The 14,208-nt window shown below is 74.9% G+C and carries 10 protein-coding genes; 7 read left to right on the top strand and 3 right to left on the bottom strand.

Annotated elements, in window-relative coordinates; translation table 11 throughout:
* Nucleotides 1–70: 70 nt before the first annotated feature.
* Nucleotides 71–1,177 carry a CapA family protein gene (locus tag L7D48_RS16470; RefSeq protein WP_237880206.1) on the top strand — a complete coding sequence of 369 codons (1,107 nt, stop codon included), beginning with the start codon at nucleotides 71–73 and terminating at the stop codon, nucleotides 1,175–1,177.
* A 70-nt stretch (nucleotides 1,178–1,247) separates the two neighbouring features.
* On the opposite strand, the gene L7D48_RS16465 is transcribed toward L7D48_RS16470, so the two are convergent.
* Complete coding sequence (locus L7D48_RS16465) at nucleotides 1,248–1,895, bottom strand: LysE family translocator (RefSeq protein ID WP_237880205.1); 648 nt, start codon at nucleotides 1,893–1,895, stop codon at nucleotides 1,248–1,250.
* Between the two features lie 192 nt (nucleotides 1,896–2,087).
* Here L7D48_RS16465 and L7D48_RS16460 point away from each other — a divergent pair, with 192 nt between their 5' ends.
* The 4 genes from L7D48_RS16460 (at nucleotide 2,088) to L7D48_RS16445 (ending at nucleotide 7,305) form a co-directional block, all read left to right on the top strand.
* Nucleotides 2,088–3,422: a PLP-dependent aminotransferase family protein gene (locus L7D48_RS16460; RefSeq protein ID WP_237880204.1), complete on the top strand. Its 1,335-nt coding sequence runs from the start codon at nucleotides 2,088–2,090 to the stop codon at nucleotides 3,420–3,422.
* A 152-nt stretch (nucleotides 3,423–3,574) separates the two neighbouring features.
* A complete protein-coding gene (locus tag L7D48_RS16455) occupies nucleotides 3,575–4,780 on the top strand; it encodes a PHB depolymerase family esterase (protein ID WP_237880203.1) in 1,206 nt (401 codons plus the stop codon).
* 197 nt (nucleotides 4,781–4,977) lie between these two features.
* On the top strand, nucleotides 4,978–6,585 hold the full coding sequence (locus tag L7D48_RS16450) for a substrate-binding domain-containing protein (RefSeq protein WP_237880202.1): 1,608 nt from the start codon (nucleotides 4,978–4,980) through the stop codon (nucleotides 6,583–6,585).
* Between the two features lie 156 nt (nucleotides 6,586–6,741).
* Nucleotides 6,742–7,305 carry a hypothetical protein gene (locus L7D48_RS16445; protein ID WP_237880201.1) on the top strand — a complete coding sequence of 188 codons (564 nt, stop codon included), beginning with the start codon at nucleotides 6,742–6,744 and terminating at the stop codon, nucleotides 7,303–7,305.
* Nucleotides 7,306–7,345: 40 nt separating this feature from the next.
* Here the strand turns inward: L7D48_RS16445 and L7D48_RS16440 are convergent, their stop codons facing one another.
* Complete coding sequence (locus tag L7D48_RS16440; protein WP_237880200.1) at nucleotides 7,346–8,374, bottom strand: helix-turn-helix domain-containing protein; 1,029 nt, start codon at nucleotides 8,372–8,374, stop codon at nucleotides 7,346–7,348.
* A 270-nt stretch (nucleotides 8,375–8,644) separates the two neighbouring features.
* Between L7D48_RS16440 and L7D48_RS16435 the strand changes: the two genes are divergently transcribed.
* The gene (locus tag L7D48_RS16435) at nucleotides 8,645–12,298 is read left to right on the top strand and encodes a hypothetical protein (RefSeq protein WP_237880199.1); all 3,654 of its coding nucleotides are present in this window, start codon (nucleotides 8,645–8,647) and stop codon (nucleotides 12,296–12,298) included.
* Between the two features lie 296 nt (nucleotides 12,299–12,594).
* Nucleotides 12,595–13,410, top strand: coding sequence for an endonuclease I family protein (locus L7D48_RS16430; RefSeq protein WP_237880198.1), 816 nt, complete (start codon nucleotides 12,595–12,597; stop codon nucleotides 13,408–13,410).
* Between the two features lie 86 nt (nucleotides 13,411–13,496).
* Here the strand turns inward: L7D48_RS16430 and L7D48_RS16425 are convergent, their stop codons facing one another.
* Nucleotides 13,497–14,081: a VanZ family protein gene (locus L7D48_RS16425; protein ID WP_237880197.1), complete on the bottom strand. Its 585-nt coding sequence runs from the start codon at nucleotides 14,079–14,081 to the stop codon at nucleotides 13,497–13,499.
* Nucleotides 14,082–14,208: the final 127 nt, after the last annotated feature.

The following is a 14,208-nucleotide window of genomic DNA, read 5'->3' as shown; positions in this document are numbered from 1 at the left end:
GTCCCCCGCCTCCGGGGCCGGCCGGCCCCGGAGGCGGGGGCGGGGGCGGGAAGGTTCTATCCTCGGAAGCGTGAGCGGGGCCGCGGTCACCCTGTTCCTCTGCGGTGACGTGATGCTCGGCCGGGGCGTCGACCAGATCCTCCCGTACCCCGGCGACCCGGAGCTGCGCGAGGCGTACATCCGGGACGCCCGCTCCTACGTCGATCTGGCGGAGGCGGCCGGCGGCCCGGTGCCCCGGCCGGCCGGCTTCGAGTGGCCCTGGGGCGAGGCGCTCGCGGCGATCGACGATGCCGCCCCCGACGCCCGGATCGTCAACCTGGAGACCGCCGTCACGCGCAGCGGAGCGTTCGCGCCGGGCAAGGGCATCCACTACCGGATGAGCCCCGCCGACCTCCCCTGCCTGTCGGCCGCCCGCCCCGACGTCTGCGTCCTGGCCAACAACCACGTCCTGGACTTCGGCCGCCCCGGCCTGGAGGAGACGCTCGACGCCCTGGCGGGCGCGGGAATCGCCGCGGCGGGGGCGGGACGGGACCTCGCCGCCGCGCGGCGGCCCGTGCCCGTACCCCTGGAAGGCGGGCGGCGGGTGGTGGTCCTGGCCTTCGGCATGCCCTCCAGCGGCGTACCGCCGTCCTGGTCCGCGGGCCCCGGCCGGCCGGGCGTGGACGTCGTGGACGAGCCCTCGCCGGCCGCCGCTGCCGCCGTGGCCGAGCGGATCCGCCGGGTCAGGCGGCCGGGGGACGTCGTGGTCGTCTCGGTCCACTGGGGGCCGAACTGGGGCTGTGAGGTCTCCGCCGAGGAGACCGGCTTCGCGCACGCCCTGGTCGACGGCGGCGCGGACGTCGTCCACGGCCACTCCTCGCACCATCCCCGCCCCCTGGAGGTGTACCGGGGAAGGCTCGTGCTGTACGGCTGCGGCGATCTGGTGAACGACTACGAGGGCATCACCGGATACGAGCGGTACCGGGACGACCTGCGGCTGCTGTACTTCGTCCGGCTGGAGCCGGACGGCCGGACGGCCGGTGTGCGGATGGTGCCGCTCCAGGCGCGGCGGATACGGCTGCGCCACGCCTCGCGGGAGGACGCCGGATGGCTGCGGGCGGTCCTGGACCGCGCCGGCCGAGACCTCGGCTCGCACGTCGACCGGGAGCCGGACGGGGCGCTCGCCCTGCGGTGGTGACCCGCCGCACCGCCGACCGCCGACCGCCGCGCCGGCGCCCTCTCGGCCGTTCGCGCCGCCCGCCGGCGCGTCAGGCCGTCCGCGCGGGGCGCGAGTCGTCGACGGCGAGGGTGACGGCCAGTGCGCCGAGGACGGATCCCATGGCGTACCGCTGGATCCTCAGCCAGGAGGGGTGCCGGGACAGGAGGGCCGCGATGGAACCGGCGGCCAGGACGATGGCCAGGTTCACCGCCAGGCTGACCGCCACCTGGACCGCGCCGAGCGCGAACCCCTGGAGCAGGACGTGCCCGGCCCCCGGATCGACGAACTGCGGGATGAGCGAGAGGTACATGACCGCGATCTTCGGGTTGAGCAGGTTCGTCGCCAGTCCCATGACGAACAGGCGTCGGGGCGGGTCGTGCGGAACATCCTGCGGAGCGAAGACCGCGGCTCCCCCCGGTCGGAGGGCCTGCCAGGCGAGCCACGCCAGATACGCGGCTCCGGCGAGTTTCACCGCGGCGTACAGCCCGGGGACCGCCAGGAAGACGACCGACAGGCCCAGGTTCGCGGCCGTGAGGTAGACCAGGAAACCGAGGGCGACGCCGCCGAGCGACACGATCCCGGCACGCCGCCCCTGGGCGATACTCCGCGAGACGAGGTAGATCATGTTCGGCCCGGGGGTCAGGACCATCCCCAGGGAGACCGCCGCGACGCCGAGCACCGCACCTGTTCCGAGCATGGCCTGTGTCCGCCTTTCCGGGGCCGGTCCGCGGCCGCCGGGCCGTCCGCGGGAGAACCGCCCGTCGAGCGTATGTCCCCGATATGCGTCGATGCAATGTTCTATATTGCTCTCGGTGTAATGATGTGACCGTACGGCATCGGCGGCATCGGAGCCGGCGGGCGAAGCGGACGAGGCGGACGGACGAGCCCTGTGGACGACTACCGGCGGATCGCCGACGGCATGGCGGCCGACATCGCCGCGGGACGGCTGCGGCCGGGCGACCGGCTGCCCACGCAACGGGAGTTCGCCCGGCGGCGAGGCATCGCGGCCTCCACGGCCGCACGGGTCTACCGCGAACTGGCCGGCCGGGGCCTGACGGTCGGCGAGGTCGGCAGGGGCACCTTCGTCCGGGCCTCCCCGCGCACGGCGGACCCGGCGGTGGCCGAACCGGCCGAGGGGCGCGTCGACCTGGAGTTCAACCACCCCGTGGTGCCCGAGCAGTCGGCGCTCCTCGCGGCCGGGATGGCACCGCTGCTGCGCCCGGACGTCCTGGAGTCCGCCACGCGCCCCGTCGGCCCCGCGGGCACGGCCGCCGCGCGGGGCGCCGCCGCCGGCCTGCTGGCCCGGGGCGGCTGGCGGCCGGACCCGGACCGGGTGCTGTTCGCGGGGGGCGGACGCCAGGCGATCGCGGCCGCGATCGCCGCGCTGGTCCCGCCGGGCGGGCGGCTGGGCGCCGAGGAGCTGACCTACCCGGTGCTGCGGTCCGTCGCGGGCCGGCTGGGGGTGGAGGTCGTCCCGCTGGCGGTGGACGGGCGAGGGGTGGTCCCGCAGGCCGTGGCCGAGGCCCACCGCACGGCACCGCTGAGAGCCGTCTACCTCCAGCCCGCCGTCCACAACCCGCTGGGCCTGGTGACGCCGCCGCGGCGACTGGCCGAGCTGGCGGACGTGCTCGACCGGCTGGGCGTGGCCGTGGTCGAGGACGCCGTCTGGGCCTTCCTCCGCGACGTACCGCCGCTGGCCGCCCTGCTCCCGGAGCGCACGGTCGTGGTCGACAGCCTCTCGAAACGCCTGGCTCCCGGGCTGACCGTCGGATACGCGGTCGCCCCGCGTGCCCTCGCGCCCGCCGTCGCCGCGGCGCTGCGCTCCGGGGGATGGGGGCCCGCGCGCTTCGCTCTGGACGCGGCCGGGCGCTGGTGGGCCGAGGGGGCGGTGGAGGAGATCGTACGGGCCAAACGGCGGGACGCGTCCGCCCGCCGGGAGATCGCCGCCCGCCGGCTGGAGGGCTTCGCGGTCGGCGGCGACCCGTCCTCGTACTTCTGCTGGTGGGAGCTGCCGCGCCCGTGGCGGGCGGACACCTTCGTCGCTGCCGCCGCCCGGCACGGCATCGCGGTCACCCCGGCGGCCGCGTTCGCCGCCGACGGGCTCCGGGCCCCCCACGCCGTACGCCTCGCCCTCGCCTCGCCGCCGCCGGACGTCCTCGCCCGCGCGCTGGACACCCTGGCCGCCCTCGCCCGCTCGGGGCCGGAGGAGGCCTGCGCCGAGTGACCTCCGAGGCCGTGGTCCCCTCCGGGCAATGTGGGCGGCGGCCACCGGCGGGCCGGTGAACCTGTGGCTTCTGCATGTTCGGGTGATCTGCGTCACGTTCTACGGTACCGGCATCGATTGTCAGGTCCCTTTCAGGCGTAAGGACCCCCCTCATGAGAACCACGACCCTCCTGCGCCGCGCGGGTGTGCTGCTGGGCACGCTCGCGCTGGCGTTCACCGGGCTGTCCGCCGCCCCGGCGGCGGCCGCCGACCTCGAACGCGTCACCGGCTTCGGTTCCAACCCGGGCGCGCTGACCATGTACCGCTACGTCCCCGACGACCTGCCGGCCGGCGCCCCGGTCGTCCTCGTCCTGCACGGCTGCACCCAGGACGCGCCCGGCTTCGTGACGACCTACGGCTGGCGCACGTACGCCGACAGCCGCGGCTTCGCGCTCGTCGCGGCCCAGCAGGAGACGGCCAACAACAGCTCCCGCTGCTTCAACTGGTTCCAGGGCGGCGACACCTCGCGCGGACGGGGCGAGGCGCTGTCGCTGCGCCAGATGGTCGCCCACACCGTGAGCGCGGTGGGGGCCGACCCGTCCCGGGTGTACGTCGCCGGGTTCTCCGGCGGCGGCGCGATGGCCGCGAGCGTGCTCGCCGCCTACCCGGACGTGTTCGCGGGCGGCGCCGTGCTGGCCGGTGTGCCGCACGGCTGCGCCACCAGCATGGTCGGGGCGTTCGGCTGCATGAACCCGGGCGTCACGAAGACCGCCGCCCAGTGGGGCGATCTGGTCCGCTCCCAGAACCCGGGATACGGCGGTCCGTGGCCGTCGGTGGCGATCTGGCACGGCGCCTCCGACACCACGGTCGCCCCGGCGAACGCCGGCGAGCTGGTCAAGCAGTGGACGAACACCCACGGCACGGACGCCACCGCGGACGGCTCGGCCTCGCTGCCCGGCGGGGTGACGCGCAGGGACTACGACTCCTCCGCCGGCACCGTCGTGCGCGACTACCGCGTCACCGGTATGGGGCACGCCGTCCCGGTGCGCCCCTCGGAGGGCTGCGGAACGACCGGCGCGTACACCGCCGACCTGATGTGCTCGACGGCGTACATCACCGCCGACTGGGACCTGGGCGACACCGACCCGGGCGACCCCGGTGATCCGGGTGATCCGGGCGACCCCGGCGACCCGGGGACGCCCGCGTGCTTCACGGCGAGCAACTACACCCATGTGCGGCAGGGCCGCGCCACCGTCCGCTACGGCTACACCTACGCGGTCGGTTCCGGTGACGCGCTGGGACTGTGGAACGTCTACACCGTCACCTCCCTCACCGAGACCGAGCCCGGCTGGTACGAGCGGGCGGCCTCCTGCGGCTGAGCGGCCCGTCGCGCACCGCCGTACGCCCGCCGGCCCGCCCGGGGGCGTACGGCGCGCCGTACGGCCGACGCACCGCTCCCCAACAGCCGGTGAACACTCGCCGGAAGCCGGACACACCACTTCGCCGGAGCCCGGCCCGCTCGTATGTTTGACGGCCCTTCACCATGTTCTCCACGGGGGTCGCACAGGCCATGGACATGCTTCGGTGGGAAGTCGTTCTCGCGGTGCTCGGTGTGCTCGTGCCGATCGTCGCCGCGCTCTACGAGTTCGTCTTCGTCGGACGCAAGCGACTCGGCTACCGGGTGCAGATGGACACCACCGCGACCGACGCCGTGCACGCCCGGCTCGCGGGAGTCCAGTACGCGGGGGCGCTGCAGCAGTTGCAGGACGGCGACGGCACCCGGCTGGTGGATCCGTCGTTCGTCCTGCTGCGCGTGGAGAACAGCGGCGCGACCCACATCGACATCGACGACTACGCCGTCCTCCCCGACGACAGGGTCGGTGTCCGGATCGAGTTCCCCGGGCGCAGGGTCGCCGGGATGGTGGTGACCGAGCTCAGCGACGACTTCCTGCGCCCCTGCTTCAGCGACGACTCGGGTCTGAACGTGCGCGACGGCGTCATCGAACTCCCCAAGGTGCCGCTCAACCGCTCCGCCCACTACAAGGTCCTGGCCGCCCTGGAGCGCACCGGCGGTGCGGGGGCCGGCGCGGACCCGCAGGCGCCGTTCGAGCCGCCCAGGGTCATAGGCGGGATCAAGGGCGGTGTGGGCAACGGCGGCATACAGGAGACCAGGAGCCAGACCGGGACGCCCTGGCAGGCCGTCGCGCTGGTCTGCTTCCTGGTCCTGGTCATCCTCGGGCAGCTCGCCTTCTCCGTGCTCGGCCGCGACGACACCGCGGCGCCGCTGGACTGCGCCGGCGGCAAGCTCACCCTCACCGGATCCACGGCCTTCGAACCCGTGCTGCGGGAGGCCGCGGAGGCGTACCGGGAGACCTGCGGCGAGCAGGGCGTCACGTTCCACCACGACTACCAGGGCAGCAAGGGGGGCCTGGAAGCGCTGATGAGTGAGAGCAAGGGGAGGAACACCCGGACACTGGCGTTCACCGACGGGGCCAAGCGGGACGACCAGCCGCTGCTGCTGCCGCGTCCGGTGGCCTTCACCCTCTTCACTCTCGTGATCCACGAGGACGCCGGGGTCCAGGACCTCACGCTGGAGCAGATCGGGGACCTGTACGGCGGGAGGATCACCAACTGGAAGGACGTGGGAGGAGCGGACCTGCCCGTCCGCCTGGTGAGCCGACTGAGCAACTCCGGTACCCGCGGCGTCTTCGAGGAGCGGATCTTCAGCGGGTCGCGGAATCTCGCGCGCACCTCCGACGACTGCCTCACCCTGCTGCCCGGCATGCCGCGCGGCCCGCTCAACTGCGAGCGGGGCTCCACCACCGAGGTGCTGGACGAGGTGGCGCAGACGCCCGGGGCCATCGGCTACAGCGGCCTCGACGAGGCGTCCGGCCGGAAGGACCTGCGGCTGGTGCGCATCGGCGGACAGCGGGCCACACTGGAGGCGGCCGACCACGGGGCCTACCCGTTCTGGGAGACGGAGTACGCCTACACCTACGGCGAGCCCCCCGCCAAGTCCCTGGCCGCCAGCTTCCTGCGCTATCTGACGAACGAGGTCGGCAGGGACATCGTGCGCTCCCGCGGCCACCGCCCCTGCACCGAACTGCAGAACCCGGTGCTGTGCCGCCCCGCGCCGGCCGCGGCCTCGCGGGAGGCGGGGGCGGGGGAGGGCGCCGGCGGATGACCGCCGCCGCGCCCCCGGTACGGGCGCGGGTGCCGCCGCCCGGCCGTGCGGCTCCGGGCGGCGGCCCGCGGAAACCTCTGGTATGCCTTGAATGCCGCGAAATTCTCGAATGTCGTGGATATCGCTCGAATCGGACGAGGCGAACTGGAGATCATCGTGTCCGAACGCAACACGCTCGCCCGCAGCCTGCACGACCTGGGCATGGGCGCATGGTTCGGCGGCTCCCTGATGGGCGCCGTGGGGCTGAACGGCGTCGCCAGGGAGTGGGAGGACGCCGCGACCGGCGACAGGATCGCGAGCATCGGATGGGCGAAGTGGACGCCGGTCAACGGACTGGCCATCGCCGCCCACCTCGCGGGCGCCGTGTCCCTGCTGGCGTCCAACATGTACCGCGTGGAGCACCAGCGGGGAGTGGGGGCCTCCTCGGCGATCAAGACCGTCCTGACCGGCGCGGCCCTGGCGGCCACCGCCTACAGCCGCGTCATGGGCAAGAAACTGGAGATGGCCACCTCCGCCGACCCGGACAAGGCGGCCGGTGCCCAGCACCACCCGGCCTCCACGGAGGACGCCGAGCGGCAGCTGCGCTGGGCCCAGTGGAGCATCCCCGTGCTGACCGGCGCGCTCACCGTCGTCAGCGCGCTCCAGGGTGAGCAGCAGAAGCCGGTGGAGCAGAAGACGGGCGTGCTGCGCAAGGCCGCCGCCCGCCTGGACATGGGCTGATACCGGATACCCGGCACCGGGTGCCGGGTCGCGCGGTGCCTCAGCGGCCGGCGGCGTTCGCCACGAGAGCGCCCCGGGCGGCCGCCGGCGTACCGCCGCGGGCCAGCGCGCTCCGGCGGTAGTCGCTGGGCGAGGTGCCGTAGGCGAGGCGGAAGGCGCGGCTGAAGGCGGAGGGGTCGGTCAGACCCCACCGGGCGGCGACGGCGTGGATGGGCGTGCGGTGCAGGGCGGGGTCGGACAGGTCCCGCCGGATGCGCCGCAGCCGCTGGTCGCGCAGGAACGCCGAGACGGTGGAGCCCTCGTCCCGGAACAGCCGGTGCAGATGGCTCAGGGAGATGTGGTGCGCCGCCGCGATCGCGGGCGGGGACAGATGCGGGTCGTGCAGGTGCCGGCGTATGAAGGCCTGGACGCGCAGCAGCAGGGCCCGCCGCTGGTCCTCCGGCGGCAGCGCGTGGTCGCTCTCCAGGGTATGGGCGAACAGGGCGGACAGCAGGTCGACCGCGACCGCGGCCAGCCGGGGCCCGTCGGACGGCCGGTAGCGGGCGGAGTCCGCGGCCACCGTGGTCAGGAACTGCGCCAGCAGCGCCCCCATGCCCTCCCGTGCCGACAGGCCGCGGCGGGTCAGCCCGGTCAGCCGCTCCGGCGGCAGGTGCAGCAGGTCCCGGGGGACCTCCAGCCCGATGCCGCTGTACGGGCCGTCGCCGTCGCCCGCCCACATCTCGCAGGGGCGGGAGGTGTCCACCACGCACAGGGAACCGGGGCCGTGGCCGTCCACGCGGCCCTCCCGCGCGACCCTCAGCCGCCCCCGCAGCGGCAGGGACACATGGACGGTCCGCGGGTCGTGCCGCCGGACCAGCTCCGGGGTGCGCCGCAGGACGGCGGGCGCGAACTCCGCGGGCCACACCGTGACGGCCCCGAGGCTCAGCACGCGCAGCCGGGCCCGGAAGTCCGCCCGGTGGGGGCTGTCCGCCTCCAGGGGCGCGTGGGCCCGCCGGACCAGTTCGCACCACCGGCCGAACCGCTCGGCCGCGGGCACGTCCTCGCTCGCGAACACCGTCTCGTACACCATGTACTCCTCCTTCTCCCCGGCCGTGTCTCCCGCCGCCGGCCCGGCCGGACCACACCGGTCCGTCCGGCCGTGCCCGGGCACCGAGTCTCGGCCGGCAGGCGTTGTCAGGCAGGCCCGTTCCGCCGCGCCGGACAATTCGCGGCCGGCGCGCGGCACGTTCGAAGGGGGAGGCGACGGGGTGGAGCGCGGGCTTGTCGGCCGGTCGCGGGGGGCCTACGGTGGCGCCCGATCGCGGACGCGGCGGGCGGACACGGCGGGGGAGGGCACGCGATGGGGCGCCGGGAGAAACCACTGGACCCGGCCGCCGGGCCGGTGCAGCGGTTCGCCGTCGAACTGCGGGAGCTGCGCCGGGCCTCGGGCGGCGCCACCTACCGGGCGATGGCTCAGAGGGCGCCCTACTCGGCGGCGACCCTGGCCGAGGCGGCGGCCGGCCGCAGACTGCCCACGCTCCCGGTCGCCCTGGCCTACGCGCAGGCCTGCGGCGGCGACCGGGAGGAGTGGGAGGAGCGCTGGCGCCGGGCGTGTGCCGACGTCCTGGCCCAGCCGTCCGGCACGGACGGCGCCGACGCCCCCTATCCGGGGCTCAGACGCTTCCAGCCGGAGGACGAGAAACGGTTCTTCGGACGCGAGCAGCTCACCGGTGACCTCGTACGCCGGGTGGGGGAGGGGCGGTTCACGGCCGTCGTCGGCGCCTCCGGCAGCGGCAAGTCCTCGCTGCTGCGCGCGGGGCTGATCCCCGCCCTGCGCTCCGGCACCGCCGCGATGCGGTCGGCCGCCATCCGCGTCTTCACCCCCGGCCCGCGCCCCATGAGGGACCACCTCCGCCTGCTCTCGCCGGCCTCCCGTGTCCCCGACGCGGACACGGTGGTCGTCGTCGACCAGTTCGAGGAGGTCTTCACCCTGTGCCGCGACCCCGAGGAGCGCAGGGAGTTCATCGACCTGCTGCTGGCGGCCCGCCGCCCCCGCAGCCGGCTGCGGGTCGTCGTCGCGGTCAGGGCGGACTTCTTCGGCCACTGCGCGGGCCATCCCGGCCTCGCCGACGCCCTGCGGGACGCCACGCTCCTGGTCGGGCCGATGACCCCGGCCCAGCTGCGCCGGGCCATCGTCCGCCCGGCCGCCGACGCGGGCCTGATCGTCGAACGCGCCCTCACCGCCAGGCTGGTGGACGAGGCGACCGGCGAGCCCGGAGGCCTGCCGCTGATGTCCCACGCCCTGCTGGAGACCTGGCGCCGGCGCCGCGGACGCGCGCTGACCCTGGCCGCCTACGAGGCCGCCGGAGGCATACGCGGAGCCATCGCCCAGACCGCCGAGGACCTCTACACCCGGCTGGACCCCGACCAGGCCGCCGCCGCCCGCGGGATCCTGCTGCGGCTGGTCAACCCCGGCGAGGGGGCGCCCGACACCCGGCGCCCCACCGACCGCGGCGAGCTGGGCGCGGACGGCGCGGGCCGCACCGCCGAGGCCGAGGTGCTGGAGCGGCTGGCGCGGGCCCGCCTGGTCACCCTCGACGGCTCGACGGTCACCCTGGCGCACGAGGCGCTGATCGCGGCCTGGCCCCGGCTGCGCGGCTGGATCGAGGCGGACCGGCGGCGGCTGCTCGTCCATCGGCAGCTGACGGAGGCCGCGCAGGTCTGGCACTCCCTGGACCGCGACGCGGGAGCCCTCTACCGGGGCGCCCGGCTCGCGGCGGCCCGGGACCGGCTCGGCGGCGCGGGGGCCGGCCTCACCGCGCTGGAACGGGAGTTCCTGCTGGCCAGCGAGGCCGCCGAGGCGGCGGAGGCGGAGGAGGCCCGGTCCCGGACCATGCGGCTGCGACGGCTGTCGGTGGTGCTGTCCGCCCTGCTGGTGCTCTGCGCGACCGCGATCGCGGCGACCGTCCAGCAGTACTCGATCGCCCGTGAGCAGCGGCGCGTCGTCACCTCGCACGAACTGGCCGCCCAGGCCGACTCGATGGCCGGGGAACGCCCGGAGGCGGCGGCGATGCTGGCCCTGGCGGCCTTCCAGCGGGCCGACGTCCCCGAGACGCGCAGCAGCCTGCTGTCCGCCTACGCCCGCTACCGGGCCGACCGGTTCGCCGGGCAGGTCGGCACCGTGTCGGCGATGGAGTTCTCCCCGGACGGCCGCACCCTGGCAACGGCCGGGGACGGCCACGGCGTCAGACTGTGGGACACCCGGGCACACCAGGTCGCCGCCACCCTCGCCGGCCACACGGACCGGGTGAACGACGTGGCCTTCTCCCCGGACGGCCGGCTGCTGGCCACCGCGGGCGACGACCGCAGCGTCAAGCTGTGGGACACCCGGAAGCACCGGGTCGCCGCCACCCTCACCGGCCACACCGGCCAGGTGACGACGGTGGCCTTCTCCCCGGACGGCCGTACCCTGGCCACCGGAGGCGGCGACGGGACCGTGCGGCTGTGGGACGTGGCGGAGGAGCGGCAGACGGCCGTCCTGTCCGGGCACACGGGTGAGGTGACGGCCGTGGCGTTCTCCCCGGACGGCCGTACCCTGGCCACCGGCGGTGTCGACGCCACCTTGCGCGTGTGGGACACCGAGTCGGGCCGCGAGAGTGCCACCCTCACCATCATGAGGAGCGCGTCGACCGGGCAGCGCAGCCCGGTCCACGACGTGGCGTTCTCCCCGGACGGCCGCATCCTGGCCGCGGCCGGCACCGAGATCACCCGGCTGTGGGACACCGCGACCTACCACTACCGCAAGACCTCCTCGGTGACGGGCCGCCGCGAACACGCCCACCGGGAACTGGCGTTCACCCCCGACAGCCGTACCCTCGCCGTCACCGGAGCCGACGGCACCGTCAGGTTCTGGGACACCGGCGACCACCGCACGACCGCCACCATCACCGCCGGAGAGGAGCCGGCCGCCTACGAGACGGCGCTGTCCCCCGGCGGCCGCGTCCTGGCCGTGGCCGACGGCGAGGGCCGGGTGCAGTTGTGGAACACCGCCACACAGCAGCGGACCGCCGTTCTGGGCACCGCCGCGCCGTTCTCCCGGCTGGCGGCCTTCTCCCCGGACGGCCGTACCCTGGCCACCACCGGGAGCGCCGACGGGGCGGTGGAGTTGTGGCGGACGGACGGACACCGCCGGCTGCGCACCCTGGAACACGGAAGCGACGTGCACGCGGCGGCGTTCTCCCCGGACGGCCGTACCCTGGCCACCGGCACCGCCGACGGCACGGTCCGGCTGTGGGACGCCGCCTCGGGGCGGCGGCGGGCCACCCTCACCGGCCACACCGACGCGGTGACGGCCGTGGCCTTCTCCCCGGACGGCCGTACCCTGGCCACCGGTTCCTCCGACGACACCGTACGGCTGTGGGACGCCGGACGGGGACGGCAGGCGGCCGTCCTCAGACGGCACGCCGACCGGGTGCGCGCGCTGGCCTTCTCCCCGGACGGCCGTACCCTGGCCACGGCCTCCGCCGACCGCACCGTGCTGGTGTGGGAGGTGCGCGGCCGGCGGGTGAGGACATCCCTGACCGGCCACGAGGGCCCGGTCACCGGTGTGGCGTTCTCCCCTGGCGGCCGGCTGCTGGCGACCGCGGCCGGAGGCCGCGTACGGCTGTGGGACACGGCCTCCTACCGCACCGCCGCCACCCTCACGGGCCACCCCGACGGCGCCGAGCACGTGGCGTTCTCCCCGGACGGCGGAACGCTGGTCTCCGCGGGGACGGGCACGATCCACCTGTGGGACACCGCCTCGCGCGACACGGCGGCCACGCTCACCGGCGACGGGGAGATCTCCGCCATGGCCCTGAGCCCGGACGGCCGGACGCTGGCGACCGCGGGTGAGGAGAAGCGCCTGTGGCGGCTGGACACCGCCGAGGTGGCGGCCGAGGTCTGCCGGGCGAGGCGGACCCACCGGTGGTCCGAACTGGTCTCGGACCTGCCCGCCGCCCCCGCCTGCCCGTGATGCCCCACGGGCAGGAGGACGGCACGGCCCTCTGCGCGGGTGCCGTGCCGGGCGGCTCCTGTCCGAAGTGACCCGCCCTCCGGGGTGATCCGCCCCGTGTGCCCGGACCGGCCCTCCCGCCCGTCCGGGCGCACGGAACCGGGACCGGTGGGGGCCGGTGTTCCCGTGACGGTCACGGGATCTTCCCACTGTGCTGTTGGCAGGGACATGTCCATATGGGAAGCTCCGCATATCGAACAACCGTTGGAAGTCGTTGGCAGTCCCTGAACCGGGGCTTACCGAAAGGACACCCCCACATGTCCCGCTCCCGTGGGTCCGCGACCGGAGGCATAGCCCTGGCCGCGGCCGCCCTGCTGGCCGTGGCCGTCCCCGCCTCCGTCTCGGCCGCCCCCGCCCCCGCTCCGTCCGCCGCGCTCCCGGTCTCCTCGGCGGACACCTACTACGCGTCCGCCGAAGGGAAGACCGGAGCCGCGCTGAAGGCGGCGCTCAACGACATCATCAGCGAGCAGACCAGGCTCTCCTACAGCCAGGTCTGGGACGCACTGGGAGACACCGACGAGGATCCCTCCAATCCGGACAACGTGATCCTGCTGTACAGCGGCCGCTCCCAGGCGAAGTCCGAGCACGGCGGCAACCTGGGCGACTGGAACCGCGAGCACGTGTGGGCCAAGTCCCACGGCGACTTCGGCACCAGCACCGGACCCGGCACCGACCTGCACCATCTGCGCCCCACGGACGTACGGGTCAACAGCATCCGGGGGAACAAGGACTTCGACAACGGCGGCAGCGCGGTCTCCGGGGCGCCCGGCAACCACACCGACGGCGACAGTTTCGAGCCCCGCGACGCGGTCAAGGGCGACGTGGCCCGCATGATCCTCTACATGGCCGTGCGCTACGAGGGTGAGGACGGCTTCGCCGACCTGGAGCCCAACGACCGGGTGGGCAACGGCTCGGCGCCCTACCACGGGCGTATCAGCGTCCTGAAGCAGTGGCACCGGCAGGACCCGCCCGACTCCTTCGAGCGCAACCGCAACGAGGTCATCCACGACGAGTACCAGCACAACCGGAACCCGTTCATCGACCGCCCCGAGTGGGTCGAGGCCATCTGGTGAGACCGGATCCCCCACCGGACGGGCGGTGAGGGAGGAGCGAAAGCGCCCCGTGTCACCGGCCCGGCCGGTACCGCGGCGCGGGCGTCTCAGGCCTTGCCGGGCCCGGCGGCCGCGGCGCTTTCCCGCCTCGTGCCCCGCCGCCACCAGCGGCGGCGGGGCGGATGGACGGCGCGGCCGATGCGGCGGCCGAGCAGCAGGTAACCCAGCAGTGCGCCGGTGGTGTTGAGGATGACGTCGTCGATGTCGAACGCCCGCCCCCGCACGACGGTCCCCTGTACCAGCTCCACCGCCACCATCACGGCCATGGTCAGCAGGACCACCCGCAGCAGCCCGCGGGCACGCGGCCAGGCCACCGGCAGCAGCACCCCGAACGGCACCCCCAGGGCGATGTTGCCGCCGAGCTGCTTGACGGTGTCGCGGAACGCGGGCTGGTCCAGGTAGTTGCGGATGGAGTCGCCCGGCCGCAGGTTGCTGTGCGTCAGCGACTCCGAGGCGTACGACGGAGTCAGGGTCAGTTTGGCCAGCACCACGGCGAACAGCACCGTCGCGGCCAGGGCCACCACCATCACCAGTGCCCGCACCAGGGGCGGCCGGGGCGCGGCGGGCTCACCGCGCGAGGTGTCCCGCGCCGCTTCGCCACCCGTGTCCTTCGACAGGAAACCGTGCCTCATCCGCTGCCACCCCCGGGTATGTGACGGTCCGCCGGCCGTGACGGCGCGTCCTCGCCGTCCTCGCACCGTGGTCGCCGGATACCCGCGGTGAGGGACCGCATGCGGCCCCCGCCGGGCGGAGGCGGGG

This window comes from Streptomyces sp. ICN903 (assembly GCF_022015835.1).
In the GTDB taxonomy this organism is placed as follows: domain Bacteria; phylum Actinomycetota; class Actinomycetes; order Streptomycetales; family Streptomycetaceae; genus Streptomyces; species Streptomyces fenghuangensis.
Note: the sequence above shows the minus strand (reverse complement) of the source record. Positions and strands in the feature narration are given on the sequence as shown.